The sequence below is a fragment of the Aminobacter anthyllidis genome, assembly GCF_018555685.1.
GTDB classification, from domain to species: domain Bacteria; phylum Pseudomonadota; class Alphaproteobacteria; order Rhizobiales; family Rhizobiaceae; genus Aminobacter; species Aminobacter anthyllidis.
This window is the reverse complement of the sequence record NZ_JAFLWW010000004.1, coordinates 231,520-256,358: the sequence shown is the minus strand read 5'-3', so window position 1 is coordinate 256,358 and position 24,839 is coordinate 231,520. Positions and strand designations below refer to the sequence as shown.

Genomic DNA, 24,839 nt, shown 5'->3' with positions numbered 1-24,839 from the left:
AGCGACATGACCGAACGGCCTCGTTTCGCCACATACACCCACGCCGGCAAGACGAGCTACGGCGCGGTGACCGCACAAGGCATCGTCGACCTGGCACCGCTTTTCCCGCAATGGCCGACGCTGCGCGAGGTCATCGCGGACAACGGTTTCAATCAGCTGGCGGAAGCAGCGGCGAAACGAGCGGCCGACATCGCCGAAGATGCGATCACCTACCAGATCCCGGTTCCGGCGCCGGAGAAGCTGATTTGCGTCGGCGTTAACTTTCCCGACCGCAACGAAGAGTACAAGGACGGCCAGACCGCCCCTGCCAACCCGTCGCTGTTCATCCGCTTTCCACGCTCGTTCGTCGGGCATGGCGCGGCCATCGTCCGGCCACCGGAATCGCCGCAGCTCGACTATGAAGGCGAGATCGTCATCGTCATCGGCAAGGGCGGGCGCCGTATTGCCGAAGGCGATGCGCTCGACCACATCGCCGCGCTGTCGCTGTGCAACGAGGGCACGATCCGCGACTGGGTGCGGCACGCCAAGTTCAACGTCACCCAGGGCAAGAACTTCGACGCCACCGGCGCCATCGGCCCCTGGCTAGTGCCCTACACCGATGAAGCGCAACTTGCCGACATCCGGCTGACGACGAAGGTCAATGGCGAGTTGCGCCAGGACGACCGCACCAGCCGCATGATCTTCAGCTTCCGCAAGCTGATCAGCTATATCTCGACCTTCACGACGCTGGTATCAGGCGACGTGATCGTCACCGGAACGCCGACCGGGGCCGGCGCGCGCTTCGATCCACCGCGCTGGCTGGTACCAGGTGACATCGTGGAGGTCGAAGCCGAAGGCATAGGCACGTTGCGCAACACCATCATGGACGAACAACCATGAAGCTTTCGCCTCAGCAGCACCAGGCTGCCGCGCAACGCCTCGACCAGGCCGAAAAGCAGCGCACGCAGATCGGGCTGTTGTCGCTCGATCACCCTGAGATGGACATGGAGGACGCCTATGCCGTCCAGGCCGCATGGGTCCAGCTCAAGCTTGCCCAGGGCCGCCGTCGGATCGGCTGGAAGATCGGCCTGACCTCCAAGGCGATGCAGTATGCACTCAACATCGACATCCCGGATTCAGGCGTCCTGCTCGACGACATGATGTTTTCGGATGCCGCAACCATCCCGGCCGACCGCTTCATCCAGCCGCGCATCGAGGCCGAGATCGCGTTCGTCATGAAGGCGCCGCTGGAGGGGCCGAACACGACGGTCTTCGACGTGCTCAACGCCACCGATTTCATCGCCCCAGCCATCGAGATCCTCGACACGCGCATCCTGCGCAGCGATCCGGCGACCGGTCGCACCCGCACCATCGTCGACACCATCTCCGACAATGCCGCCAATGCCGGCATTATCACCGGTGGACGGCCGATGCGCCCGACCGACGCCGACATGCGCTGGATCGGCGCCATCGTATCGCGCAACGGCGAAGTCGAAGAAACCGGCCTCGGTGCCGGCGTGCTGAACCATCCCGCAGCCGGCATCGCCTGGCTGGCCAACCGGCTGGCCATGTTCGGCGGCTCGATCGCAGCCGGCGACATCGTGCTCTCAGGCTCGTTCATCCGCCCTGTCGAGGCGCGCCACGGCGACACTGTCATGGCCGATTTCGGCCCCTTCGGCACCGTCAGCGCCTATTTCGCCTAGAGAACCCAATGCCCGCACCACGAAATACATTCAAGGCAGCCCTGCAGAAGGGCGAAGCGCAGATCGGCCTGTGGCTCGGCCTGGCCAATGCCTACACCGCCGAGATCTGTGCCGGCGCCGGCTTCGACTGGCTGCTCATCGACGGTGAGCACGCGCCCAACGACCTGCCAACAATGACGGCACAGCTCCAGGCGATCGCCGCATCAGGAGCAAGTGCCGTCGTGCGCCCGCCGATCGGTGAAATCTGGATCATCAAGCAGCTTCTCGACATCGGTGCCCAGTCCATCCTGGTGCCTATGGTTGAAACCGCTGACCAGGCGCGCGAACTCGTCAAGGCCATGCGCTATCCGCCGCATGGCGTGCGCGGCGTGGGTGCCGCCCTTGCCCGCGCTTCGGCTTTCAACCGCATTCCCGATTATCTCGCGACCGCCAATGACGAGACCTGCCTGCTGGTCCAGCTGGAGAGCCGGGCCGGGCTTGCTGCCCTTGAGGACATCGCGGCGATTGATGGCGTCGACGGCATCTTCATCGGCCCGGCCGACCTTGCCGCCGACATGGGATACCTCGGCAAACCCGGTGCTCCTGAAGTTCAGGCCGCCGTGGAGGATGCACTCATGCGCATCCAGAAATGCAGCAAGGCAGCCGGCATCCTGACTTCCGACGCCAAGCTTGCGGCACGTTATCTCGAGCTCGGCGCGGCTTTCGTGGCTGTCGGCACTGACGTCACGCTCCTGGCGCAGGCCACGAGCACGCTAGCCAGCAAGTTCAAGGCTGCCCGCAACGACGAGCCCCAAGCGTCCAGCTCCGGCTATTGAGCGCTCCCAACATCTGAAACACGGAAAGGGCGGCCATGGGCCGCCCTTTCCTTTTGCTGTCCTGCGATCACCCGGCGCCAGCCGCAAAACCGCCTCGCACAGCTGAAGCCAGCGCTCAGCGCGTGATGTGAACCGTCTGCATCTGCATGTACTCTTCGAGCCCCCAATGGCCGAACTCGACGCCGATGCCCGACTGCTTGGCGCCGCCAAAGGGTGCCGCGGGCGAAATCGAGCTGTGGTCATTGACCCAGGCGGTGCCGCATTCGAGGCGCCGCGCGAGCTCTTCGCCTCGCTTGAGATCCGACGACCAGATCGAGCCACCTAGCCCGTTCTCACTGGCATTGGCGCGTGCGATCGCGTCATCGACATCGCTGTAGCGCACGATTGGCAGGATCGGGCCGAACTGTTCTTCGTCGACGATGCGCATGCCATCGGTCACTTCGGTGACGACCGTCAGCGGGAAGAAGTAGCCCCCTTCCCCTGAAGCAGCACCACCGGAAAGGAACTTGCCACCATTGGCCTTGGCATCGTCGGCAAGCTCACGCACCAGATCGAACTGCGCCTTGTTCTGCAGGGGCCCGAACTGGCTTGCCGGGTCGGTCGCCGGGCCAACCTTCGCGGCACGCGCCAGCCCGGCGATCTTTTCGGCAAGCGCGTCATGCAGGCTTTCATGGACATAAAGCCGCTTGAGCGCGGCACAGGTCTGGCCGCTGTTGCCGAAAGACTTGGCAAAGATCACCGGCGCGATAGCGTCGACGTCGGCGTCGGGAAGGACGATCGCCGCGTCATTGCCACCCAGTTCGAGCGTCAGCCGCTTCAGCGTCGTGGCCGCATTGGACATGATGTTGCGTCCGGTCGGCGTCGAGCCGGTGAACACGATCTTGTCGATGCCGGGATGGCCGGCGATCGCGCGGCCGATACCGCCTTCGCCGGTGACCGAATTGAGCACGCCGCGCGGTAAATGCGCATTGGCGAGTTCGACGAGCCGAAGCGTGCTCAGAGGCGTATAGGACGACGGCTTGATGACAACGCAGTTGCCTGCCATCAGCGCCGGCATGATGTGCCAGGTCGCGATCAGGATGGGGTGGTTCCAAGGCGTGATCGAACCGACCACGCCGAGCGGCTTGCGGTGGACCTCGATCCTGTTCTTCTCGTCATCGCGGATGATTTCGACCGCCGGCCGAAGCTTTGCAGTCTCGCGCATCCAGTGAATTGCGGCGCCGATTTCGCCATGAGCACTGGCGCGAGGCTTGCCTTGCTCGGTCGAAAGCAAGACGGCCAGCGCTTCCTTGTCGCCCTCGACCGCGTTGGCGATCTCGTTGAGCAGTGTTGCCCGCTCCTCAAGCGTCGTGTTGCGCCACTTGGAAAACGCACGGCGGGCAGCCGCGACCGCTGCATCGAGATGTTCAGGCCTCGCGGCGGGACACTGGGCGAAGACCTCGCCCCGCGCCGGATCGATCACCCCGAACGTCTCGGCGGCTTCAACCTTTTCGCCATCGATGATCATCGCATGGGCCATTCTTATCTCCTCGAATTTCGAGCCGGCGCGGATCTAGGCTTGTCCCAGCGCCAAAACCGCTTGTTTCATTCACGCAGCATTGCTGGAAAAGCCGTCCAACCAGCCTTCCCTCAGTTGCGGCACCGCGCGGATCAGGCTGCGCGTGTAGTCCGACTGCGGTGTCTCGAACACCGACCGTGTCTCGCCTTGCTCAACGATCCTGCCAGCCTGCATCACCGCCGTCATGTGCGAGAAGCGCAGCGCGAGCCCCAGGTTGTGGGTGATGAACAAGATGCTGAGCCCCTCATCCTCGATCAGCCGCGTCAGCAATTTGACGATGCTTTCTTCGACCAGCGGGTCGAGCGCGGAGGTGATTTCGTCGCATATCAGAATGTCAGGTTTTGCCGCCAGCGAGCGTGCTATGCACACCCGCTGCTTCTGCCCACCCGAAAGCGAGGCCGGGTAGCGGTCGAGATAGGCTGCCGGCAGCTCGATGGACTCCATCAGTTCGCGGAGCCGCTGATCGGCGGCCCCACCACGCAAGCCATGGAAGTAGGTCAGCGGCCGGCCAATGATGTCACGAATTGTCTGGCGCGGGTTGAGCGCAAGATCAGGCAGCTGGTGGATATACTGGATCAATCGCCGCTGATCGAAGCTGCGGCCTTCGACGACAGGCGCGAGCAGACTGTCGCGCATCCGGATCTGGCCCGTACGAGCCGGCTGAAGTCCGGCAATGCTGCGCGCCAATGTGGTCTTGCCGCTGCCCGATTCACCGACGAGCGCCAGCACCGCGCCGCTGCCGAACCTGATCGAGGCGTCCTTGACTGCGGCGACGCCACCATAGCCGACATCGACATTGCTCACGTCCAGCAAGGTGGTGTCGTTGCCATTGGAGCTGGCGTAGGTTCCATCACCCTGATTGGCGACGAGGCGCTGGGCGTATTCGGTCTGCGGTTTGTCCACCAATTGCCGCGTCGTGCCCTGCTCGACCATCTTGCCGTTGCGCATGACCACGATCCGGTCTGCCATCTGCGACACCACGGCGAGGTCGTGCGAGATGTAGAGGGCGCCGCAATTGTGCGTGCGCGCCACCTTCTTGATCAGCCTGAGCACTTCGATCTGGGTTGTCACATCCAGCGCGGTGGTCGGCTCATCGAAGATGATCAGGTCGGGCTGGTTGATCAGCGCCATGGCGATCATCGCCCGCTGCAGCTGGCCACCCGACACCTGATGCGGATAGCGCCGCCCGAAATTCTCGGGATCGGGCAGCTGAAGCTCTTCGAACAGCTCGACCGCCATGCGCCGGCGCTGTGCCGATGTCAGCTTCTGCGCCATGGCAGGGATTTCGGTAACCTGGTCTTCAAGCCGGTAGAATGGATTGAACGCGGCCGCGGCACTTTGGGCGACATAGGAGGCCTTGGTACGCCGGATCGTTTCAAGCTCGGCGGTGCCCATTTCCATCAGCGACTGGCCGCACAGCTCAATGGAGCCGGCGGTCGGCACGCAACCAGCCTTGAACAGCATGATCGAGCTCAGCGCCAGCGTGCTTTTGCCGGCCCCCGATTCCCCGATGATGCCCAGCACTTCACCGCGATCGACATGAATCGAAACGTCATCGAGCAGAACGCTCGAACGTGCCTCGACGCGTAGATTGTCGATGCTCAGGATCCGATTTCCGCTCATTTCACTTCCGGTTTGTCTGAGTAGCGACCAACAAGCCAATCAACGATCCCGTTCACGCTCAGACAGAAAAGCGCGATGCAGAACGCCGGTATCAGCGGTGTCAGACGGCCGGTTGAAAGGGCGAGCGCATTCTCGCGGACAAGTCCGCCGAGATCGGCCGCGGGCGGCTGGATGCCAATGCCCAGGAAGCTGAGCGAACTGATGAAAAGTGCCGCGGAGGAAAGCCCCAGTCCGAACTGCGCCAAAAGCGACGGCACCATGTTAGGCAGTATTTCCTTGAACAAATACCAGTGCAGCCGTTCGCCGCGCAGGCGCCCGACCTCGACATACTCCATCGCGGCAAGGTCGCCGGCGATGGGCCGGGTGACGCGGTAATAGGTGCTCGACTGCAGCACCGCCATGGTCAGGATCAGCGTCGTCAACGACACGCCGGCAATGGCCAGGATGATCAGGGCGAAAATGATCTGCGGGATCGACATCAGGATATCGATCGCGCGACCGATGACGATATCGACCCAGCCCTTGCTTAGGCCTGCGATGATCGCGAGTGTCACGCCCAGCATGCAGGCAAGCGTGGTCGCGATCAGCGTCGCCACGAACGTATAGCGCGTCGCGTAGAGGATACGGGACAGCATGTCCCGGCCCAGGCCATCGGCGCCCAGCGTGCCACCAACGCCAGGCGCGTCGAATGCGGCATGAACCATCTCATTTGGTGGAAAGGGCGCAAGTACCGGCGCGAAGATGGCGGCAGCCGCCATCGTTGCGAGAACTGCCACGGAAACGCCCAGCGTCACTTTGCTCGACACGGTTCAGTTCCCCTTCTTGGGCAGGCGCTGCCGCGGATTGACGAGCATGGCCAAAAGGTCGGCGGTAAAATTGAGCGAGATGAAGATCGTTGAAAACAACACACCGCAGGCCAGCACCATCGGGATGTCGCGATAGGCAACCGCGTCGACCATCAGCTTGCCCATGCCGGGATAGTTGAACACGGCTTCGATCACCACGACGTCGACGATCAGGTAGGCCATGGTGATCATGCAGATCGAAACGATCGGCGACAGCGCATTTGGCAAAGCATGCTTGAGGATGATCCTGTTGCGCGGGATGCCCTTGGTCTCAGCCATCAGGATGTAGTCCGAGCTCATCACGCCAAGCACGGCGGCGCGGGTGAGCTTCATCACATGGGCCTGGGCGACGAGCACAAGAGTCAGCACCGGCAAGGTCAGGGCCGAAATCCAGGTCGGCAGGCTGGCGCTGGAGCGGACCATCGACAAAGGGGGGAACAGCCCGAGCTTCACGGCGAAAATGAAGACCAGCAAGTAGCCGATCAAAAACGACGGCATCGACAGGAAGATCGCCGAGATCGAGCCCGTCGCTGTGTCGATCGCCTTGCCGCGGTTGATCGCCGCGAGCAGCCCCACGCCGACGGCCAGCGGCAGCACGATCGCCGCCGCCGAAAAAGCGAGGATCAGCGAGTTGATCAGCCGCGGCACCAACAGGTTGATGACCGGCTGGGAGTTGGAAAGCGAAGTTCCGAAATCGCCATGCAGCGCATTTCCAAGCCAATGGAAGTAGCGCACCGGCAAAGGTTGGTCGAGGCCCAGCTCGGTACGCAGGGCCAAGACCGTTTCAGGGGTGGCATTCTGCCCGAGCAACGCATTGGCTGCGTCGCCCGGCAGCATGGACGTTCCCAGAAAGACCAGGAACGAAATGAAGAAGATCGACACGAGTCCAGACGCAACCCTGGTTACTACGAACGATTTCACCGGGGAATTGGCGAATAGAGTCATGCCGTCCAGTCCTTGGTATCAGGCGAACCAGACCTGCTCGATGGCGCGGTAACCAGCCATCTGCAGTGCCGAGGGCACAAAACCGTCGAGATCGCTGGTCGTGCCTTCAACCGTGCTCGAGAAGAACGGAATGATGGTTCCGCCATCCTCACGGCAGATCTTCTGCGCGGTCGCGTAGAAGGCCTTGCGCTTTTCGAGGTCGGGTTCGGCACGGGCCGCGATGACGGCGGCGTCGAAATCCTTGTTCACCCACTTGCACTCGTTGTTTCCCGAGGTGCTGAGGAAGGCGACCGAGAAAATCGCGTCGGCCGTCGGCCGGTCGGAACGGGCCGAGACATGGAACGGCGTCTGGCCGACGATGGTTTCCCAGTAGCCGTCCGAAGGCTCGCGCTTGACCTCGATCGGAATGCCCGCCTTGGCAGCGTGCTCCTGGAAGATCACAGCCATGTCCACGGCACGCGACGAGATCGCTTCCGACGTCTGCAAAACGATTGGACCCTTGAAGCCGGTCTTGTCGAACAGCTCCTTGGCGCGTTTCGGATCGTATTCCGTCTGCGGCAGGTCGGCGGCGAAGACCGGGTCGCTCGGCGCAACCGGCGTGTCGTTGGCGATGCGGCCGACACCCACCGAAACGCGCTCGAGCATGTCGGGGCGGTTGACGGCGAGCTTGAGCGCCATGCGCATGTCGGGATTGTCGAACGGCGCCATGTCGGTGCGCATGTTGAAGCAGATGAAGCCGCGACCTTCGGTGTTGTAGATCTTCAGGTTCGGCATCTGGCGCATCAGCGGCGCGGTGCGCGCGTCGAGCAGCGTGGTCAGATGGATCTGGCCGCTCTGGAACGCGCTGCCCAGCGCGGAAGCATCGTTGATAGCGAGAAATTCGAGGCTGTCGACGAAAGCCGCGTCCGACTTGAAGTAGTTCTCGTTGCGCTCGGCTTCGAGAACTTCGCCCGGCGAAAACCTCTTCAGCTTGTAGGGGCCGGTGCCCACGCCATCAAAGGTGGTTGTTCCCGCCGGAACGATGCCGAGCGAGAATGCCGTCAGCATGGCAGGGAACATGTAGTTGGCTTCGGGCAGGTCGATGATGACGCGGTTCGGACCGTCGGCACGGATATCGGCCACACCCTTGATGATGCCGCGCATGTTGGAGCGCGATGCCTCTTCGGCATGGCGCTTCAGCGAGAACACCACGTCCTCGCTGGTGAAGGCCTTGCCGTTGTGGAACGTCGCACCCTCGACCAGATCGAAGATCCAGGTCTTGCCACCATTGGACGGCTCCCAGCTCTTGGCGAGGCCGGGACGCAACTCCATGTCCAGACCGTGCACCTCGATCAGCGAATTGTACGTGATGCCAGACATGACGGCCGTGTAAGGCGAGCCAAACGTGCGCGGATCAAGCGAGTCCGCCGTCGAGGCACCGCCGCTGGCCACCACAAGGTGCCCGCCGCGCTTGGGCTCGGCCGCCCATGCGCCGCCACCGGGCAATGCCGCCATCAGGCCCGAAGCCGCTGAAATCTTGAGCAGGCTCCGGCGCGAAATCGTAAACATCTTCCTCACTCCCTTTTTCGCAAAAATTCACCTGCAACGTCGCTTCTCTTGCGGCGTTCAGCAGGCATTCCCCTCTGCACCCGGCTTGAAACCAAAGCGGCAAGGCGCAGGCCTTACCGTTCCTCCATGGTCATTCGCCGGCTTCTCCCTTCGCCAGGTCGCCCAATTGGCGCGACTTGACGAACTGCAGGCGTCCGTAAACGAGATTTCTCGCCGCATCCGGCTCACGTGCCTCGATGCAGGCGATCAGCGCACGCTGGAACGCCACGGCGCGGCGAGCGACTTCAGGCGACGATCCGCGAACATAAAGCGGCATCAGGACGTGACTAAGCGCCCTGAACTGAGCCGTCAGCACACGATTGTGCGAACACCCGACAACGCAGCCGTGAAAATTGATCGCGGCCCATGTGAACTCCTCGGCGTCGTCGACAAGCCGCTCGGCCTCGGCCAGCGCTTCGTGCAGCGCCTTGATATCGGCGCTGTTGGCGTTGCTGGCGGCAAGGCCTGCCGCCATCACTTCGATGGCAATCTGGGTATCAAGCAGTTCTTCGGTACCGATGCCGATCAGCTTCAGCTGGATGGCGATGGTCTCTGCCAGCCGCTCCGAATTGCCTTCGGCGACAAAGATCCCGCCCTTGATACCAACCTTGACCTCAATCACGCCTGACGCCTGCAGCGAGCGCAGGGCATCGCGCATCGTCATGCGGCTCACGCCGAACTGCAGCGCCAGCGAGGCCTCGGAGCCCAAACGGTCCCCAGGCGCGAGACGACCGGCAAAAAGCACGGTCCGGATCTGGTCGATCACGTTCGCCGACAGCGTGCTCTGCTTGCCCGAAGACCACAGCCGCTCGGCCGGACCGACCATCTGGGTAAGACCGCTACCCTCAGCATCTGGTGCCTTTTGCATGTCGATCCCTTTGATAAGATATTTAGGACAAAAAAGAGCATTCCGAGTCAAATATCAAGCGAAAAATGCCGATTGCACGACCATTTTTTTTAAACTATCATATGTTTTGAAAGCGGCGGAGACGAGCTCTCGCCTTCAACAATTTCAATTAGTTGAGTGGAATATGATCATTGAAGGTCAGATAGATCGCTCGCTGTGGATCGGTTCTGAGCGGATCAGGGCGAGCAATCGCGAAATCCTGCCCGTCATCAATCCCGCCAGCGGCGAAACAGTCGGAGAAATCCCGGTTGCGACCACCGCCGACCTGGACAATGCCCTGGATGCGGCCAATGCCGCCTACAGGTCCTGGCGCAAGGTCTCAGCCTTCGAGCGCTACGCGATTTTGCGGCGAGCGGCGGTTCTGCTGCGCGAACGCGCACCCAGCATTTCCCACTTCATGACACTCGAACAGGGCAAGCCTGTCGGCGACTCCATGGCAGAAGTGCATGGCGCGGCCGACATCTTCGACTGGTACGCCGAGGAAGGCCGTCGTGCCTACGGACGCATCATACCTTCGCGCACGTCAGGCGTCCGCAGCCTTGTCTTCCGCGAGCCCATTGGCCCCGTCGCTCTGTTCACGCCGTGGAATTTCCCCATCACCATCCCGGCGCGCAAGATCGCCGCGGCCCTCGCCGCCGGATGCTCCTGTATCGCCAAGCCGGCCGAGGAAACTCCCTCTCCGACACTAGCGATCGCTCAGGCGCTCGCGGATGCCGGCCTTCCGGACGGCGTGCTCAACATCGTCTTCGGCGTGCCGGACCACATCTCTACGCACCTGATCGCATCGCCAGTCATCAAGAAGATTTCGTTCACGGGATCGACCCGCGTCGGAAAGCACCTCGCCAGGCTGGCGGCCGACGGCGTCAAACCGGCGACGCTCGAACTCGGCGGCCATGCGCCGACAATCGTCTTTGCCGACGCCGACATCGACAAGGCGGCCGAAATGACGGCGCGGTCGAAGTACCGAAATGCCGGCCAGATCTGCATCACGCCAACACGCTTTTATCTGCACGAGTCGATCCACGACAGGTTTGTAGCCAAATTCCGTGACGTCGCGGCGTCACTCAGGCTGGGCGACGGCCTCGATCCGAAAACGCAAATGGGCCCACTGGCCAATGCCCGGCGCATCGGCGCCATGGAAAGCCTGGTTTCGGATGCGGAACGCTGCGGCGCACGCATCGAACTGGGCGGCGAACGTCATGGCGAGCGCGGCTATTTCTGGCAGCCCACAGTCCTGACCGACGTGCCGAACGAGGCGCGGATCATGAACGAGGAGCCATTCGGCCCGGTCGCCGTGACGCGCCGCTTCCAGGATTTCGACGAAGTCGTCGCCGAGGCCAACAGGCTGCCTTTCGGCCTGTCTGCTTATGCCTTCACGCGAGACACAACCACGGCCACCCGCATCGGCGACGAGTTGGAGTCCGGCATGGTCGGCATCAACAACATGATGCTGACGACACCCGAAACCCCGTTCGGCGGCGTCAAGGAGAGTGGCTACGGCTCCGAAGGTGGGTCGGAAGGCCTCGATAGCTATCTCGTGACCAAATTCGTGACACAAGGCTGAAGCTTAGCAGTATGAACGAGAACTCCATCCCCAATTTCCGTGAAATCGGTGAGATCACCGGCTCGACGGACTCCCGCGACGTGCTGGCGCACGCCACCAGGCAGGCCGCGAAGAATTTCGACGATTACCTGATCGTCGATGTCGATGCCCATGTCTCGGAAGACCATTTCTGGTCCGAGATCATTGACCTGATCGACAATGACGTGTTGCGCCAGATCGGCCAGCACCAGGTCAAGGGCTTTGGCGGTTCGAACGCCCTGCTCAACATCTCGCCCGGCCTGTCACTACAAAGCGTCGGTGGCCGCATCGGCCACCAAGGCCGCCGCGAACCGGTGCAGGATGACGGCGTGCATCGCTTCATTTCGACGGCGCGGCGTTCGATGGACGCCATGGGCCTCGACTACCAGGTGGTCTTCCCCAGCGCCATGCTGCTGCTCGGCATGCACCCGCAGGACGAGATTGAAGTGGCGCTGGCCAAGGCCTTCAACCGTTGGATGATCGAGCGCATCCTGCCGATCGACACCCGCATGAAGGGCTTGCTCTACCTGCCCTTCAATACGCCGGAAGCCTGCGAGGAGCTGGTCGCCCAGTATGGCGCGACCGAAGGCATCATCGGCTTCACCGTCTGCTCGACGCGCAACAAGCCGGTGCATCACGACTGCTACATGCGGCTCTATTCAATGATCCAGGAACTGGGCAAGCCGCTGGCTTTCCACTCCGGCTACCATTGGGGCGATCCGTCCTTCGCGCAGCTCAACCGCTTCTTGTCGATGCATGCGCTGTCGTTCACCCACTACAACCAGATCCATGTGACCAACTGGATCATCAACGCCATGCCCGAGCGCTTCCCCAAGCTCAACATGCTGTGGGTCGAAAGCGGTCTCGCCTGGATTCCATTCCTGATGCAGCGCCTCGACCATGAAGTGATGATGCGCCCCAGCGAGGCGCCCGGCCTCAAGCGTCTGCCCAGCGATTACATGCGCGAGATGTACTACACGAGCCAACCGCTCGAACGCGGCAACATGAAGCTGCTCGAAGCGACCATGGAAGCCATGAACGCTGAGACCCAGCTGCTCTACTCGTCGGATTGGCCACACTGGGACTGGGATTCGCCGGCGACCATCGGTTCGATCCCGTTCCTCTCCGAGCAGGCCAAGCGCAACATCCTCGGGCTCAACGCCGCACGACTGTTCAACCTCGATACCACGCGCCGCAAGCCGCTGGCCGAGGACGTGCTCGCCAATCGCCCTAAAACCGCATCGTAGTGGCACAGACAATGACAACATCAGAACATGGCGCTGGTTTCAGCGCGGCGGCCGCGGCAATCGCGACGGCGGCAGACGAAGCCCTGACCTCCGGGTCTCTAGACGGCGTGACCGAAGCCGACATTGCCGTGGCGCTCGCCGCGCTGGGACGACTTTATTCCGCCAAGGTCGAGAAGTTGGACAAGATCTTCCCGCCAGTCGCTCAGGACGCGTTGACCGCCACCGAGACGGCGGTCCTGGTGAGCGAATTGCTGCGAGCGGCCGACCTCAACGTGTTCGATCTGGCCATGTGGTTCAGGAGGGCATCGTGAGCGCGCCGGCAATGACAACAGGTGCGTCGCGGCAGGTCGTCCTGGGCCGTCACGAAGAGCTCAAGATCCGGCAGCGCATGGTCATCGAAGTGGAGGGCGTCGGCATCGGCGTCTATTTCATCGGTGAGGAAGTGCGGGCCTATCTCAACATCTGCCCGCACATGGGTGGGCCGGTCTGTCAGGGCAAGATCATGCCCCGCACGCTGGAGCAGGTCGCTGACAGCGGCAAGAGCCTCGGCCTCGGCTTTTCCAAGGATCAGATGCATATCGTCTGCCCCTGGCATGGCTTCGAGTTCGACATGCTTACCGGCCGTCATCCGATCGACAAGTCGGTCGGGCTTACCCCAATCCCGGTCGAGGTAAGCAACGGCGAGGTGGTTCTGACAGTCGGGGAAACCCGGCCATGACCGCGGCGGTCGAGACGGACGTCCTCATCGTCGGCGCGGGTCCGGTCGGGCTGACGCTCGGCATGATCCTGGCGCAGCGCGGCGTAGCCGTGACCCTGCTTGAAACTCGCCATCGTGGCGAGCCACCGAACGTGAAATGCAATCACGTCTCGGCACGGTCGATGGAGATCCTGAGGCGCCTGGGCGTCGCAGACGCCGCCCGCAATGCCGGCCTGCCGGCCGACTATGCCAACGACATCGCTTACCGCACCAGCATGACCGGCAAGGCGATCACCCGTATCCCGATTCCCTGCCGCCGCGATCGCTTCACGGCAACCGGCGGCCCCGATACCGACTGGCCCACGGCCGAGCCACCGCACCGGATCAACCAACTCTTCCTCGAGCCGATACTCTTCGAGCACGCGGTGGCGATGCCCGGTCTGACCGTGCTCAACCGCACCGAATATCTCTCGCACACCGAAACCGCTGACGGCGTGCAGATCACCGCTCGCAACATCGACAGCGGCGAAGAGACGACAATCGCAGCCCGCTATCTCGCCGGTTGCGACGGCGGCCGCTCGCAGGTGCGCCGCGACATCGGTGCCAAACTCGTCGGCGATGCGGTGGTGCAGCGGGTGCAGTCGACCTACATCCGCGCACCGCAACTGCTCGGCCTGATGAACGATGCCCCAGCATGGGCGAGCTTTTCGCTCAACCCCCGGCGCAGCGGCAATGTCTACGCCATCGATGGCCGCGAAACCTGGCTGGTTCACAACTACCTGCGCGACGACGAGCCGGATTTCGACAGCGTCGACCGCGACTGGTCGATCCGCGAGATCCTCGGCGTCGGTCCGGACTTTTCCTACGAAGTCCTGTCCAACGAAGACTGGTTCGGGCGGCGTCTGGTCGCCGACAGCTTCCAGAAGGGCCGGGCGTTCATCTGCGGTGATGCAGCACATCTCTGGGTGCCTTACGCCGGCTACGGCATGAACGCCGGCATCGCCGACGCCGAGTGCCTGGGCTGGCTGCTCGCCGCCAACATCGCTGGATGGGGCAATGCAGGCATGCTCGACGCATATGCCGCCGAGCGCCAGCCGATCACCGAGCAGGTTTCTGTCTTTGCGATGAACCATGCACACGCCATGGCCAAGGAGCGCAAGGTGGTGCCCGCCGACATCGAGGACGACACGCCGGCTGGTGCTGCAGCGCGCAAGGTGCTGGGACGCAAGATCTACGACCTCAACGTCCAGCAATATTGCTGCGGCGGACTGAACTTCGGATATTATTACGACCGCTCCCCGATCATCTCCTATGACGGCCAGGCGCAGCCGGCTTATTCGATGGCCGACTTCACGCCATCAACGGTGCCAGGCTGTCGCACGCCGCACATCTGGCTGTCGGACAAGCGCTCGCTCTATGACGCGATGGGGCCCGACTACACCTTGCTACGGTTCGACCCTAGCCAGGACGCAGAGCCCTTGATGGCGGCGGCGGCGGCACGCGGGATCCCGATCAAGCTGCTAGACGTCGTGCCCGGCAAGGATGGCTCAGGCCCCTACGCCGAAGCCTTCGTTCTGTCGCGGCCCGACAGGCACGTCGCCTGGCGCGGCGATGCCTGCCCGACCGACCCCAACGCCCTGCTCGATACCATCACCGGCACTGCCGCCTCGGCGAACTGAGGCGGGCCAATGCGAACCTTTCTGGAATTCTGGAGTGCCCGATGAAGATCATCGATTGTCACGCACACATGGCTGTGCCGCATCAGCTTCCCGCCTACAAGGCCAGCATCCTGTCGCATCGCGGCGCGCATGGCCGCAAGGCGCCGCCGGTCTCCAATGAAGCGCTGGAACAGGCGTTCAACCGCGTCGAAATGGCGCCGATGGGTCACCTCGCCTGTCTTGACCAGGCCGGCGTCGACATCCAGCTTTTGTCGCCACGCCCGTTCCAGCTCATGCATTCGGAAGAGCCCAAGAAGCTCGTGCACTGGTACGTCGAATACGCCAACGACATCATCGCACAGGAATGCGCGCTGTATCCCGAGCGCTTCTATGGCGTTGCCGGCCTGCCGCAGACCGGCGACAGCCCAATCACCGAGGCGCTGCCGGAACTCGAACGCTGCGTGAAGGAGTTCGGCTTCCGCGGTTGCCTGATCAATCCCGATCCGTTCGAAAACAATGGCCGCATGGCGCCGCCGATGGGCGACCGCTACTGGTACCCGCTCTACGAGAAGCTGTGCGAACTCGACGTCGTCGGCCATATCCATTCGGCGAGCTCACGGTCGCCCGAACGCGAGCCCTACTCGCTGCACTTCATCAATGAAGAGACCACCGCCGTCTACGGGCTGTGCAAGTCGACCGTGTTGGAAGACTTCCCTGAGCTCAAGATCCTGGTCAGCCATGGCGGCGGCGCGATCCCCTACCAGCTCGGCCGCTTCGATGCGACCACGGTGCCGCGCAACGGCATGTCGACGTCAGGCGTGCGTTTCCGCGACCGGCTGCAGAAGCTTTACTTCGACACCGTGCTCTACTCGCGCGAGGCGATCGAACTGCTGGTCAAGGTGGTCGGCGCTTCGCAGTGCCTTTACGGCGCGGAAATGCCCGGCGTCGGCTCGTCCATCGATCCGGAAACCGGCGAGACCTTCGACACCATCATCCCACACATCAACGGTCTGTCGTTCATCTCGGATGATGAACGCAAGGCAATCCTGGGCGGCAATGCCGCGCGGCTTTTCAAAATCGAAGCCTGAACAACCCAGGTCACCTGAAGCGCAGCCTTGGCAAACATGGAGGCTACCCTATGGCGAAAATAGTCGGATTCATCTGCACGGCTCACGGGCCGCAACTGCACACCACGCCTGACAAGTGGCTGCTGCGCGTCCAGTCGGATCGGACGCGCATGCACCCGTTCCGCGGCGGCGTCTACTCGTTCGACCAGCTCTGCGAACTGCGCAAGGACGAGAACCTGGCCGAACGCAGCACCATGGAGGCGATGACCGCCAACTATGAAAAGTGCCACGTTGCCAGCGAACGCCTGGCCGACGCCTTCGACGCCATGAAGGCCGACGTCGCCATCATCTTCGGCAACGACCAGCACGAGATCTACGGCGAGGACCTGAGCCCGCCCTACATGATCTATTACGGCGACAAGATCCGCCATCATCCGGCCACCGAAGAGGGCCGCCGCCTGATGCCGCCGGGTGTCGCCGAGGGCGAGGCCGGCCACGCACCGGAAGAGTACCGCGAATACGATACGGTGCCGGAGCTCGCCAAGCACATCATCGGCAATCTGGTCGAAAACGAGTTCGACATCACCGTGTCGCCCAAGCTTCCGACGCACAATCCGCGCACGACGGGCATCAGCCACGCCTTCGGCCACATCTACCGCCAGGTGATGCGCGACAAGGTCATCCCCAACGTTCCGATCTACCAGAACACCTTCTTCCCGCCGAACCAGCCGACGGCAAAGCGCTCCTACAAGTTCGGCCAGGTCGTCGGCGAGGCCATCCGCTGCTGGAACAGCGACGCACGCGTTGTTGTCTTCGGTTCGGGCGGCATGAGCCACTTCACCATCGACGAGGACTGGGATGCCCGCTTCATGCAGGCAATGCGCGAAAAGGATGCCGAGTTCCTCAAGAACATCCCGCTCTCGGAACTCCAGTCGGGCACCTCGGAAATGAAGAGCTGGATCACCACCGCTGGTGTCATGGAAGCCTACGATACCGAGTTCCATGAAGTGGCCTACGTCCCTTGCTACCGTTCGCCTGCCGGCACCGGCACCGCGCAAGGCATGTACTGGTGGGGCGTCAAGTCATGAGCGCGGAGTTACTTGAACGGCTGCGCCAACTTGATGCCTGCTCGGTCTCCGATGCGCTCGACGCGCTCGGGCTGACCGGTGCCGTCACCGGCATCGCCCGCCGCTCCGGTGGGGGCGTCGTGGCCGGACGCGTCGTCACCGTCGCCCTCGCCGAGGGTCCGGCACCAGCGGGCGCGCCCAAGGTGCATCTCGGCGCCCGCGCCATCGAAGCCGGTGACGCCAACTCGCTGATCGTCGTTTCCCATCCCGGCATCGACGCCGGCGGCTGGGGCGGGGTGCTGACCCAGGCCGCGCGCCTTGCCGGCATTCAGGGCGTGATCGTCGATGGACCGTTGCGTGACGTGGACGAAGCCAACGGGCTCGACTTTCCAATTTTTGCCCGGGCGACCACGGTACGTACGGCGCGTGGCCGCGTCCACGAAGTCGCAACCAACGTGCCGGTGACCATCGACACGGTGACGATCACCCCCGGCGACTACGTCATCTCGGACGGTTCGGGTGCGGTGTTCATTGCCGCAGACAATGCAGAGAAGGTGATCCGGACCGCCGAGCGCATCGCCGCCAAGGAACGCCTGATGGTCGAGGCGCTGAAGACCGGCAAGCCGGTCTCCCAGGTGCTCGGCGCCGATTACGAAGACATGCTCGAGGTTATGCCATGACCGACCAGGCCGTAGAACGCGCCGGCAAACACGACTGCGCCACCCTTTCCGACGCTATGGACCGGCTCGGCATCGAGGGCGTCTGCCGGGGCATCAAGCCGCGCGACCACAAGTTCAGGCTTGTCGGCCGCGCCTTCACCGTCCGCTATGTCCCGGTCGATGTGCTGGCTCCCGGCAATGTCGGCGACTTCATCGATGACCTTCCAGCTGGAACGGTCGTCGTGCTCGACAATCGCGGCCGTGAGGATTGCACCGTCTGGGGCGATATCATGACCCAGCTGGCAAGCCATAAGGGCCTCGCCGGCACTGTCATCGACGGCGCCTGTCGCGATGTCGACCTTTGCCTCAGGCTTGGCTATCCGATCTATTCGCGCAGCTATTCGATGAAGACCGGCAAGGACCGCGTCCAGGTCGACGCCACCGGCATCACCGTTGAGATCGGCGGTGCGCTGGTTCGCCAAGGCGACATTCTCGTCGGTGACGCCGACGGCGTCGTCGTCATTCCGAGCGAGCGCGCCGAGCAGGTTCTCTACCTCGCCGACGAGATCGCCACCGCCGAGAACGCCATCCGGAAAGCCATCACCGAGGGCATGTCGCTGCGCGACGCCCGCGTGAAGTACCGTTACCACTCGCTGCAGACGCGCCAGCCATGAACAAGGTCGTCCGCAACATCGAGCGCGCCGACAGCGCGACAATCACCCGGCTGGCCAAGGCCGGCGTCGCCACCACCCATGAAGCTCTAGGCCGGACCGGCCTGATGAGTTCACGGATGCGGCCGATCTATCCGGGTGCGGCCATCGCCGGAAGTGCCGTCACCGTGCTGGTACCACCCGGCGACAACTGGATGATCCATGTGGCGATCGAACTGATCAAGCCGGGCGACATCCTTGTCGTTGCGCCGTTCTCGCCTTCCGACGCCGGCTATTTCGGCGACCTTCTGGCGACCTCCGTCATGGCGCGCGGCGGCGTCGGCCTCGTCATCGACGCGGGCGTCCGCGACATCCGCGACCTGACCCAGATGAAGTTCCCGGTCTGGTCGACGGCGATCTGCGCCCAGGGCACGGTCAAGGAAACGATCGGTTCGGTCAACGTGCCGGTCTCGTGCGCCGGTGCGGTCGTCAATCCTGGCGATGTCGTCGTCGCCGACGACGATGGCGTCGTGATCATCCCGCGCCAACTGGCCGATACCGTTGCGCAACTTTCCGAACGTCGCATCGCCGACGAGGAAGCCAAACGCACGGAACTGGCCAAGGGCGTTCTCAGCCTCGATCTCTTCAATCTGCGCGAGCGCCTGAAGGACAAGGGCCTCGAATACTGACGCCGGCAACGGCGCCGCAACCTAGCAAGCAGCAATGGGTGAACTCATGAAAACTCAGGTCGGTATCATCGGCGCGGGGCCAGCCGGCCTGCTCGTGGCGCGTATCCTCCAGCTCAACGGCATCGACTCGGTGATCCTGGAACGCCGCACGCGGGCCTATGTGCTCGAGCGCGTGCGGGCCGGCGTTCTTGAATCGGGCACCGTCGACACGTTGCGAACTTACGGCATGGGCGAACGCCTCAATCGCGAGGGCATTCCGATGCGCTCGATGCAGTTGTGCTGGGACAAGCAGAAAGCCGACATCTCGCTTGACGATGGCACCGGGCGGCACCTGACGACATATGGCCAACAGAAGATCGTCGAGGACCTGATTCTCCAGCGCGAGGCCGACGGCCTACCGATCATCTTCGAAGCGGCCGTGTCGCAGCTCGAAGGCATCGAGGGAGACGCCCCCCGCATCCACTACCGCCACAATGGCGAAGACAAGGTACTGGAGTGCCAGTTCATCGCTGGTTGCGACGGTTATCATGGCGTCAGCCGCAGGCACATTCCGGGATCGGACGAATATGTGTTCCTGACCGAGTATCCATTTGCATGGCTCGGCATCCTGGCTGAGGCGGCACCTCTTGCCGCCCGTCGCGGCTTTGCCCATTCGACGCGCGGCCTGGCCGTCGCCTCCGCCCGCTCGGCCTCGGTCGGCCGGCTCTATCTGCAGGTCGAGCCCGACGCCGATCCCAATGCGATGAGCGATCAGCAGATCTGGGACGAACTCGACATCCGCATGGACGACGGTACAGCCGCGCAGCTCAATCGCGGTCCGATCATCGAGCGCTCGGTGGCTCGCCTGCGCGGCTACGTCTGCGAAAAGATGCGCCACGGCCGGCTGGCCATTGCCGGCGACGCCGCACACATCGTGCCGCCAAGCGGCGGCAAGGGCCTGAACCTCGCCGTTGGCGACGCGCGCATCATGGCTGAGGCCATCAGGCGTTTGCTGAAGTCCAACGACTCCGCCCTGCTCGATAGCTATTCGGAGATGTGCCTGCGCCGAATCTGGCCGACCGTTCACTGGGCCTGCTCGATGTGCGAGGCCCTGCACATCTTCCCAGGACAGACGAGCTTCCAGACCAGAATGCAGTACCAGACGCTCAATCACTGGGGGAACACCGAGATCGGCCAGCAGCGGCTGCGCAAGGCCCAGCTCGGCCTACCTTACGAGATCTGACACGCGGCCAGGTCCGGGCCACGGCAACGCGCCGGTCCCGGCTGCAATCTACAAAACGAAAGGGCGGCGCTCCGATGGAACGCCGCCCTTCTTTCATTCACACGGACCAGAGCCCGCCGTCGACTATCTCAGCCGCAGACGGCCACGATGGCATTGGCGACATGGCCAACGTTCTTGTCGGTCAGGCCGGCAACGTTGACGCGGCCCGAGCTGGTGATGTGGACATGGTGATCGACCTTCATCCGCTCGGCATCTGCAGGGGTGATGCCAAGCATGGCGAACATGCCGCGCTGCTCGCCAAGAAAGCCAAAGTCGCGCGTGGTGCGGCCGGCAAGTGCCGACACCAGCTTGGTGCGCATGCCGTTGATGCGTTCGCGCATTTCGGCGACCTCGCCTTCCCAGGTCTTGCGTAGAGCCGCATTGCCGAGAATATGGGCGACGACCGATGCGCCGTGATCCGGCGGCATCGAGTAGTTGGTGCGGACGACCGGCAGCAGGTGACCATGCGCGTGCCTGGCGGTGGTTTCGTCCTTGGCGACCAGGGTAAGCGCGCCGACGCGCTCGCGATAGACCGCGAAGTTCTTCGAATAGGAGCTGGCTATCAGCATTTCCGGCAGGCGCTCGGCGAGGAGGCGCACGCCTGCAGCATCCTCGTCCAGCCCATCGCCAAAACCGAGATAGGCAAGATCGATCAGCGGCATAGCGCCGGTCGATGCGAGCAATTCGGCAATCTCTGCCCATTGCGCCAGGCTCGGATCGGCGCCGCCAGGATTGTGGCAGCAGCCATGGAACAACACCAGGTCGCCGGGACCCGCGGCGCGCAACGCTTCGATCATCCGGTCGAACTGCAACTTGCCCGAAGCCACGTCGTAGTAGGGATAGCTGACCACTTCGAGGCCAGCAGCCGCCAGCAGCGAGGGATGGTTCGGCCAGGTTGGATTCGGCAGGAACACTTTGCAGCCGGGCTTCAGGCGATTGGCGAAATCGCCCGCGACACGCAACGCTCCCGTACCGCCTGGCGTCTGGATTGCCTGCGACCGTGCAAGCAGGCCGCTGTTGGCGCCGAAGATCAGCTCCCGGGTCAGGCGGTTGTAGTCTTCATTGCCGGCCGAGGAGACATAGGCCTTCGATTTCTGGCTCTCCACCAGGAAAGCTTCCGCCTGCTTGACCGTCGCCAGCACCGGTGCGTTGCCTTGCCCGTCCTTGTAGATGCCGATGCCGAGGTCGACCTTGTCGGCGCTCGGGTCGTCGCGGAACTGCTGCATCATCCCGAGCAGCGGATCGGCCGTCGGCGTGGAGAGATTTGAAAACATATCACCCTCAATTGTCTCGTATTATGAGACTTTATCGCGCATTTTAAACGTGGTCAACTCGGACTCATCAAGCCGACCTCTTGTGGCGCGCGTCCTCTAGCATTTTTCCTGATGTTACACGACAGGCAGCCGGAGTGGGTCCCAACTTGGATTGAGTGTCGCGTTTTGTCGTTGACTAGCGAGACGATGTAACGCATTATGAGACGACTTTACATTTCATGTGACTATTCGCAGGGTTTTGGGACACTCCTCGGCTGGCAAGACGGCCTTGGGTCAGAGCCTGTCCTGCGATCAAAACCAATCGGAGAAGAGCGGCGTGAGCGGGAAGTACGAACCTATGGAGCTGACCGGAGGACAGGCACTGGTTGCGCAGCTCCTCGAAGAAGGCGTGACCGACATCTTCGGCATTCCCGGCATTCAGCTCGACTGGGCGGTGGACGCGATCCGCAGCCAGCCGGACCGCATTCGCTACATCATGCCGCGTCATGAACAGGCGACGTCCTACATGGCCGACGGCTATGCCCGCACCACCGGCCGTGAAGGCGTTTTCATGGTCGTGCCCGGCCCCGGCGTGCTCAACGCGCTTTCCGGCCTCGCCACCGCCTACGCCTGCAGTTCGCGCGTGCTCTGCATCTCAGGCCAGATTCCCTCGACCCTGATCGGCCAGAAGCATGGCATGCTGCACGAGATTCCCGACCAAAGCGGCATCCTCAAGTCGCTGACCAAGTGGCATGGCATCGCGCATCGCCCCGAAGACGTGCCCGCGCTCGTCCACGAAGCCTTCGTGCAGTTGCGCTCGGGCCATCCGCGCCCGGTCGCCATCGAACTGCCGCCCGACGTGCTGCAGGCCAAGGGCGTGACGACAATCCTGCAGCGCGCCGAATTCAATCGCCTCGAACCGCAGCCGAACACCATCGAGGAAGCGGCCGCAATCCTGGCCCAGGCGAAGTTCCCCGTCATCCAGGTCGGCGGCGGTGCCGCCGCATCCGGTGCCGGCAAGGCCATCCAAGCCCTCGCCGAGCGGCTGCAGGCGCCTGTCGTCATGACCGATGGCGCACGCGGCCTGCTTGATGACAACCACCCGCTTGCCCTGACATCACTTGGCGGACGCGCGGTGTTCCCGCATGCCGACGTGATCGTTGCGGTCGGGACCCGGTTCATCGACGGCATCGCCAAGCCGACCCATGCCAGCGGCGACACCAGATACATCTATGTCAATGTTGATGCGGGCGCTTCCGGAGCGCCACGCGCGCCGGGCTGCCTGGTGCTGTCAGACGCGACCGCCGCCGCCGAAGCACTGCTCGCGGCACTGCCGTCCGAAACACGCGCCTCGTCAACCGACAAGATTGGCAAGGTCAAGGCCTGGTCGGCATCGCAGACCGACGCGATCCAGCCGCAGACCGACTATGTCAGGGCCATTCGTTCCAGCATGGCCGATGACGACATCCTGGTCAGCGAACTGACCCAGGTCGGCTACTTCTCCAACATCGCCTTCCCGGTCCATGCCGCCAACTCCTACGTCACCCCTGGCTACCAGGGCACGCTGGGCTACGGCTTCAACACAGCACTCGGCGCTGCCCACGGCAATCCAGACCGGCGCGTGGTTTCGCTCAATGGCGACGGCGGCTTCGGCTGGGGCATGCAGGAACTGGCGACACTGGCACGCGACGGCTGCAACATGTCTGTCGTGGTGTTCGTCGACGGGCACTACGGCAATGTACGCCGCATCCAGCAGCGCACCTTCGGTGACACCTTCGCCGTCGAGCTTGCCAATCCCGACTTCGCCCATCTGGCAAGCGCCTTTGGCCTGCCCTTTGAAAAGGTGGACTCGCCGTCTGGGCTTCACGCCGCGCTGACACGGGCAAAAGATAGCAAGGGGCCTGCCCTGATTGCCGTCTCGGTCAGCGAAATGCCGAGCCCCTGGGCGCTGATCCACCCCTTTGTGCCCTCGCCCGTTACGCCACCAGCCAACCCTCTGGGCTAAATCTCACCAGGCCCGGCATCCGCGGACGCGCGGCCGGGCCCTTCCTTGATACGGCTTTGGGATGGCCGCTGACATGAACGACGGTCACCAGCAGACAACCGACGCGACGATCGAGGTGATCGTGCGTCGGATTTCCTACGAAACGCCCACGGTCCTTTCGTACGACCTAAGGCACCTCAATGGCGCGCCTCTGCCTTCCTTCGAAGCTGGCGCCCATATCGATGTCCATCTGCCCGATGGGCTGGTGCGGCAATATTCACTGATCGGCGCGCCGGATGCTTCATACTACCGCATCGCCGTCGCACTCGACCGGGCAACGCGCGGCGGTTCGCGCTGGCTGCATGCAAGCGCCCGGCCAGGCGATCGCATCAGGATCTCGCGGCCGCGCTCGACCTTCGCGCTTGCGGACACCAAAGCCGCTTCGATCCTGATCGCCGGCGGCATCGGCATCACGCCCCTGCTCGCCATGGCGCGACAGTTGCACGAGGCCCGGGCCGGCTGGACACTGCACTATGCAGTGCGCTCACGGGCCGAATGCGCGCTTTTCGACGAACTTTCCATGCTCGGCGACAATGTCCGCATTCATGTCGACAGCGAAAACGATGGCCTGCTCGATATCGCCAGGATCGTCGCTCAGGCAGCGCCGGAGGCCCAGCTGTATTGTTGCGGTCCCGCGCCGATGCTGGATGCGTTCCTGGACGCCGCTTCGTCCCGGGATCCCTCGACGGTGCATTCGGAATCTTTCACGCCGAGCGTACCAGCCGCCGACGATGGCGGCTTCACGGTCGTCCTTAACAAGTCGGGGCTCTCCATCCAGATTGGTGCTGACCAGACAATTCTCGACGCGCTCGAACAGGCCGGGGTGCACGCCCCCTCGTCGTGCCGCAACGGAGTCTGCGGTACCTGTGAAACCCGCGTTCTGGAGGGTGTGCCCGACCATCGCGACAAGGTGCTCAGCGACACCGAGCGCGCGGCGGGAAACACGATGATGATCTGCTGTTCACGCGCCACGACAGCGCTGCTGCGGCTCGACCGCTAGGGG

Annotated in this window: 23 protein-coding genes; 16 read left to right on the top strand and 7 right to left on the bottom strand. The window is 63.2% G+C overall.

Annotated elements, in window-relative coordinates:
* Positions 1–6: 6 nt before the first annotated feature.
* The 3 genes from J1C56_RS15060 to hpaI are packed head-to-tail and all read left to right on the top strand — an operon-like array spanning position 7 to position 2,497.
* Entirely contained in the window at positions 7–879 is an 873-nt protein-coding gene (locus J1C56_RS15060; protein WP_214390827.1) for a fumarylacetoacetate hydrolase family protein, read from the top strand.
* Positions 876–1,682: a 2-oxo-hept-4-ene-1,7-dioate hydratase gene (gene hpaH, locus J1C56_RS15055; RefSeq protein WP_214390825.1), complete on the top strand. Its 807-nt coding sequence runs from the start codon at positions 876–878 to the stop codon at positions 1,680–1,682. The genes J1C56_RS15060 and hpaH overlap by 4 nt, the downstream gene beginning before the upstream one ends.
* A gap of 8 nt (positions 1,683–1,690) precedes the next feature.
* Positions 1,691–2,497, top strand: a complete 807-nt coding sequence (gene hpaI / locus J1C56_RS15050) for a 4-hydroxy-2-oxoheptanedioate aldolase (protein WP_214390796.1) — start codon at positions 1,691–1,693, stop codon at positions 2,495–2,497.
* A 115-nt stretch (positions 2,498–2,612) separates the two neighbouring features.
* On the opposite strand, the gene J1C56_RS15045 is transcribed toward hpaI, so the two are convergent.
* The 6 genes from J1C56_RS15045 to J1C56_RS15020 form a co-directional block, all read right to left on the bottom strand.
* A complete protein-coding gene (locus J1C56_RS15045; protein WP_214390794.1) occupies positions 2,613–4,016 on the bottom strand; it encodes an aldehyde dehydrogenase family protein in 1,404 nt (467 codons plus the stop codon).
* Positions 4,017–4,085: 69 nt separating this feature from the next.
* On the bottom strand, positions 4,086–5,678 hold the full coding sequence (locus J1C56_RS15040) for an ABC transporter ATP-binding protein (protein WP_214390792.1): 1,593 nt from the start codon (positions 5,676–5,678) through the stop codon (positions 4,086–4,088).
* Positions 5,675–6,484, bottom strand: a complete 810-nt coding sequence (locus J1C56_RS15035; protein ID WP_338001445.1) for an ABC transporter permease — start codon at positions 6,482–6,484, stop codon at positions 5,675–5,677. The genes J1C56_RS15040 and J1C56_RS15035 overlap by 4 nt, the downstream gene beginning before the upstream one ends.
* Before the next feature lie 3 nt (positions 6,485–6,487).
* Positions 6,488–7,468, bottom strand: coding sequence for an ABC transporter permease (locus J1C56_RS15030; RefSeq protein ID WP_214390790.1), 981 nt, complete (start codon positions 7,466–7,468; stop codon positions 6,488–6,490).
* Between the two features lie 18 nt (positions 7,469–7,486).
* Positions 7,487–9,016, bottom strand: a complete 1,530-nt coding sequence (locus J1C56_RS15025) for an ABC transporter substrate-binding protein (RefSeq protein ID WP_214390783.1) — start codon at positions 9,014–9,016, stop codon at positions 7,487–7,489.
* A gap of 130 nt (positions 9,017–9,146) precedes the next feature.
* Positions 9,147–9,923, bottom strand: a complete 777-nt coding sequence (locus tag J1C56_RS15020) for a FadR/GntR family transcriptional regulator (RefSeq protein WP_214390781.1) — start codon at positions 9,921–9,923, stop codon at positions 9,147–9,149.
* Positions 9,924–10,086: 163 nt separating this feature from the next.
* Between J1C56_RS15020 and J1C56_RS15015 the strand changes: the two genes are divergently transcribed.
* Genes J1C56_RS15015 through J1C56_RS14965 form a run of 11 tightly spaced genes read left to right on the top strand, consistent with a single transcriptional unit; the run spans position 10,087 to position 20,500 of the window.
* Positions 10,087–11,526 carry an NAD-dependent succinate-semialdehyde dehydrogenase gene (locus J1C56_RS15015; protein ID WP_214391237.1) on the top strand — a complete coding sequence of 480 codons (1,440 nt, stop codon included), beginning with the start codon at positions 10,087–10,089 and terminating at the stop codon, positions 11,524–11,526.
* A gap of 11 nt (positions 11,527–11,537) precedes the next feature.
* Positions 11,538–12,791, top strand: coding sequence for an amidohydrolase family protein (locus J1C56_RS15010; protein ID WP_214390772.1), 1,254 nt, complete (start codon positions 11,538–11,540; stop codon positions 12,789–12,791).
* 11 nt (positions 12,792–12,802) lie between these two features.
* A complete protein-coding gene (locus J1C56_RS15005) occupies positions 12,803–13,102 on the top strand; it encodes a hypothetical protein (RefSeq protein WP_214390770.1) in 300 nt (99 codons plus the stop codon).
* Positions 13,099–13,509, top strand: a complete 411-nt coding sequence (locus J1C56_RS15000; RefSeq protein ID WP_214390768.1) for a Rieske (2Fe-2S) protein — start codon at positions 13,099–13,101, stop codon at positions 13,507–13,509. The genes J1C56_RS15005 and J1C56_RS15000 overlap by 4 nt, the downstream gene beginning before the upstream one ends.
* A complete protein-coding gene (locus J1C56_RS14995) occupies positions 13,506–15,167 on the top strand; it encodes an FAD-dependent oxidoreductase (RefSeq protein WP_214390765.1) in 1,662 nt (553 codons plus the stop codon). The genes J1C56_RS15000 and J1C56_RS14995 overlap by 4 nt, the downstream gene beginning before the upstream one ends.
* A 41-nt stretch (positions 15,168–15,208) precedes the next feature.
* Positions 15,209–16,234: an amidohydrolase family protein gene (locus J1C56_RS14990; protein ID WP_214390763.1), complete on the top strand. Its 1,026-nt coding sequence runs from the start codon at positions 15,209–15,211 to the stop codon at positions 16,232–16,234.
* A gap of 50 nt (positions 16,235–16,284) precedes the next feature.
* On the top strand, positions 16,285–17,301 hold the full coding sequence (locus J1C56_RS14985; protein ID WP_214390761.1) for a DODA-type extradiol aromatic ring-opening family dioxygenase: 1,017 nt from the start codon (positions 16,285–16,287) through the stop codon (positions 17,299–17,301).
* The gene (locus J1C56_RS14980; RefSeq protein ID WP_214390759.1) at positions 17,298–17,960 is read left to right on the top strand and encodes an RraA family protein; all 663 of its coding nucleotides are present in this window, start codon (positions 17,298–17,300) and stop codon (positions 17,958–17,960) included. Before J1C56_RS14985 ends, J1C56_RS14980 begins: the two co-directional genes overlap by 4 nt.
* Entirely contained in the window at positions 17,957–18,613 is a 657-nt protein-coding gene (locus J1C56_RS14975; RefSeq protein ID WP_214390758.1) for an RraA family protein, read from the top strand. Before J1C56_RS14980 ends, J1C56_RS14975 begins: the two co-directional genes overlap by 4 nt.
* On the top strand, positions 18,610–19,278 hold the full coding sequence (locus tag J1C56_RS14970) for a 4-carboxy-4-hydroxy-2-oxoadipate aldolase/oxaloacetate decarboxylase (RefSeq protein ID WP_214390756.1): 669 nt from the start codon (positions 18,610–18,612) through the stop codon (positions 19,276–19,278). Before J1C56_RS14975 ends, J1C56_RS14970 begins: the two co-directional genes overlap by 4 nt.
* A 46-nt stretch (positions 19,279–19,324) precedes the next feature.
* A complete protein-coding gene (locus tag J1C56_RS14965) occupies positions 19,325–20,500 on the top strand; it encodes a 4-hydroxybenzoate 3-monooxygenase (RefSeq protein ID WP_214390754.1) in 1,176 nt (391 codons plus the stop codon).
* Between the two features lie 128 nt (positions 20,501–20,628).
* Here the strand turns inward: J1C56_RS14965 and J1C56_RS14960 are convergent, their stop codons facing one another.
* Positions 20,629–21,813: an amino acid aminotransferase gene (locus J1C56_RS14960; protein WP_214390752.1), complete on the bottom strand. Its 1,185-nt coding sequence runs from the start codon at positions 21,811–21,813 to the stop codon at positions 20,629–20,631.
* A 316-nt stretch (positions 21,814–22,129) separates the two neighbouring features.
* On the opposite strand from J1C56_RS14960, the gene J1C56_RS14955 reads away from it, so the two are divergent.
* Complete coding sequence (locus J1C56_RS14955) at positions 22,130–23,797, top strand: thiamine pyrophosphate-binding protein (protein WP_214390750.1); 1,668 nt, start codon at positions 22,130–22,132, stop codon at positions 23,795–23,797.
* 73 nt (positions 23,798–23,870) lie between these two features.
* Positions 23,871–24,836: a PDR/VanB family oxidoreductase gene (locus J1C56_RS14950; protein ID WP_214390748.1), complete on the top strand. Its 966-nt coding sequence runs from the start codon at positions 23,871–23,873 to the stop codon at positions 24,834–24,836.
* Positions 24,837–24,839: the final 3 nt, after the last annotated feature.

Coding starts and splice junctions, on each gene's coding strand:
- J1C56_RS14975 (WP_214390758.1), top strand. CDS start 17,957: ATGACCGACCAGGCCGTAGAACGCGCCGGCAAACACGACTGCGCCACC.
- J1C56_RS15025 (WP_214390783.1), bottom strand. CDS start 9,016: ATGTTTACGATTTCGCGCCGGAGCCTGCTCAAGATTTCAGCGGCTTCG.
- J1C56_RS14990 (WP_214390763.1), top strand. CDS start 15,209: ATGAAGATCATCGATTGTCACGCACACATGGCTGTGCCGCATCAGCTT.
- J1C56_RS15010 (WP_214390772.1), top strand. CDS start 11,538: ATGAACGAGAACTCCATCCCCAATTTCCGTGAAATCGGTGAGATCACC.
- J1C56_RS15030 (WP_214390790.1), bottom strand. CDS start 7,468: ATGACTCTATTCGCCAATTCCCCGGTGAAATCGTTCGTAGTAACCAGG.
- J1C56_RS15060 (WP_214390827.1), top strand. CDS start 7: ATGACCGAACGGCCTCGTTTCGCCACATACACCCACGCCGGCAAGACG.
- hpaH (WP_214390825.1), top strand. CDS start 876: ATGAAGCTTTCGCCTCAGCAGCACCAGGCTGCCGCGCAACGCCTCGAC.
- J1C56_RS14960 (WP_214390752.1), bottom strand. CDS start 21,813: ATGTTTTCAAATCTCTCCACGCCGACGGCCGATCCGCTGCTCGGGATG.
- J1C56_RS15020 (WP_214390781.1), bottom strand. CDS start 9,923: ATGCAAAAGGCACCAGATGCTGAGGGTAGCGGTCTTACCCAGATGGTC.
- J1C56_RS14980 (WP_214390759.1), top strand. CDS start 17,298: ATGAGCGCGGAGTTACTTGAACGGCTGCGCCAACTTGATGCCTGCTCG.
- J1C56_RS14950 (WP_214390748.1), top strand. CDS start 23,871: ATGAACGACGGTCACCAGCAGACAACCGACGCGACGATCGAGGTGATC.
- J1C56_RS14995 (WP_214390765.1), top strand. CDS start 13,506: ATGACCGCGGCGGTCGAGACGGACGTCCTCATCGTCGGCGCGGGTCCG.
- J1C56_RS15005 (WP_214390770.1), top strand. CDS start 12,803: ATGACAACATCAGAACATGGCGCTGGTTTCAGCGCGGCGGCCGCGGCA.
- J1C56_RS14965 (WP_214390754.1), top strand. CDS start 19,325: ATGAAAACTCAGGTCGGTATCATCGGCGCGGGGCCAGCCGGCCTGCTC.
- hpaI (WP_214390796.1), top strand. CDS start 1,691: ATGCCCGCACCACGAAATACATTCAAGGCAGCCCTGCAGAAGGGCGAA.
- J1C56_RS14985 (WP_214390761.1), top strand. CDS start 16,285: ATGGCGAAAATAGTCGGATTCATCTGCACGGCTCACGGGCCGCAACTG.
- J1C56_RS15040 (WP_214390792.1), bottom strand. CDS start 5,678: ATGAGCGGAAATCGGATCCTGAGCATCGACAATCTACGCGTCGAGGCA.
- J1C56_RS15015 (WP_214391237.1), top strand. CDS start 10,087: ATGATCATTGAAGGTCAGATAGATCGCTCGCTGTGGATCGGTTCTGAG.
- J1C56_RS15045 (WP_214390794.1), bottom strand. CDS start 4,016: ATGGCCCATGCGATGATCATCGATGGCGAAAAGGTTGAAGCCGCCGAG.
- J1C56_RS14970 (WP_214390756.1), top strand. CDS start 18,610: ATGAACAAGGTCGTCCGCAACATCGAGCGCGCCGACAGCGCGACAATC.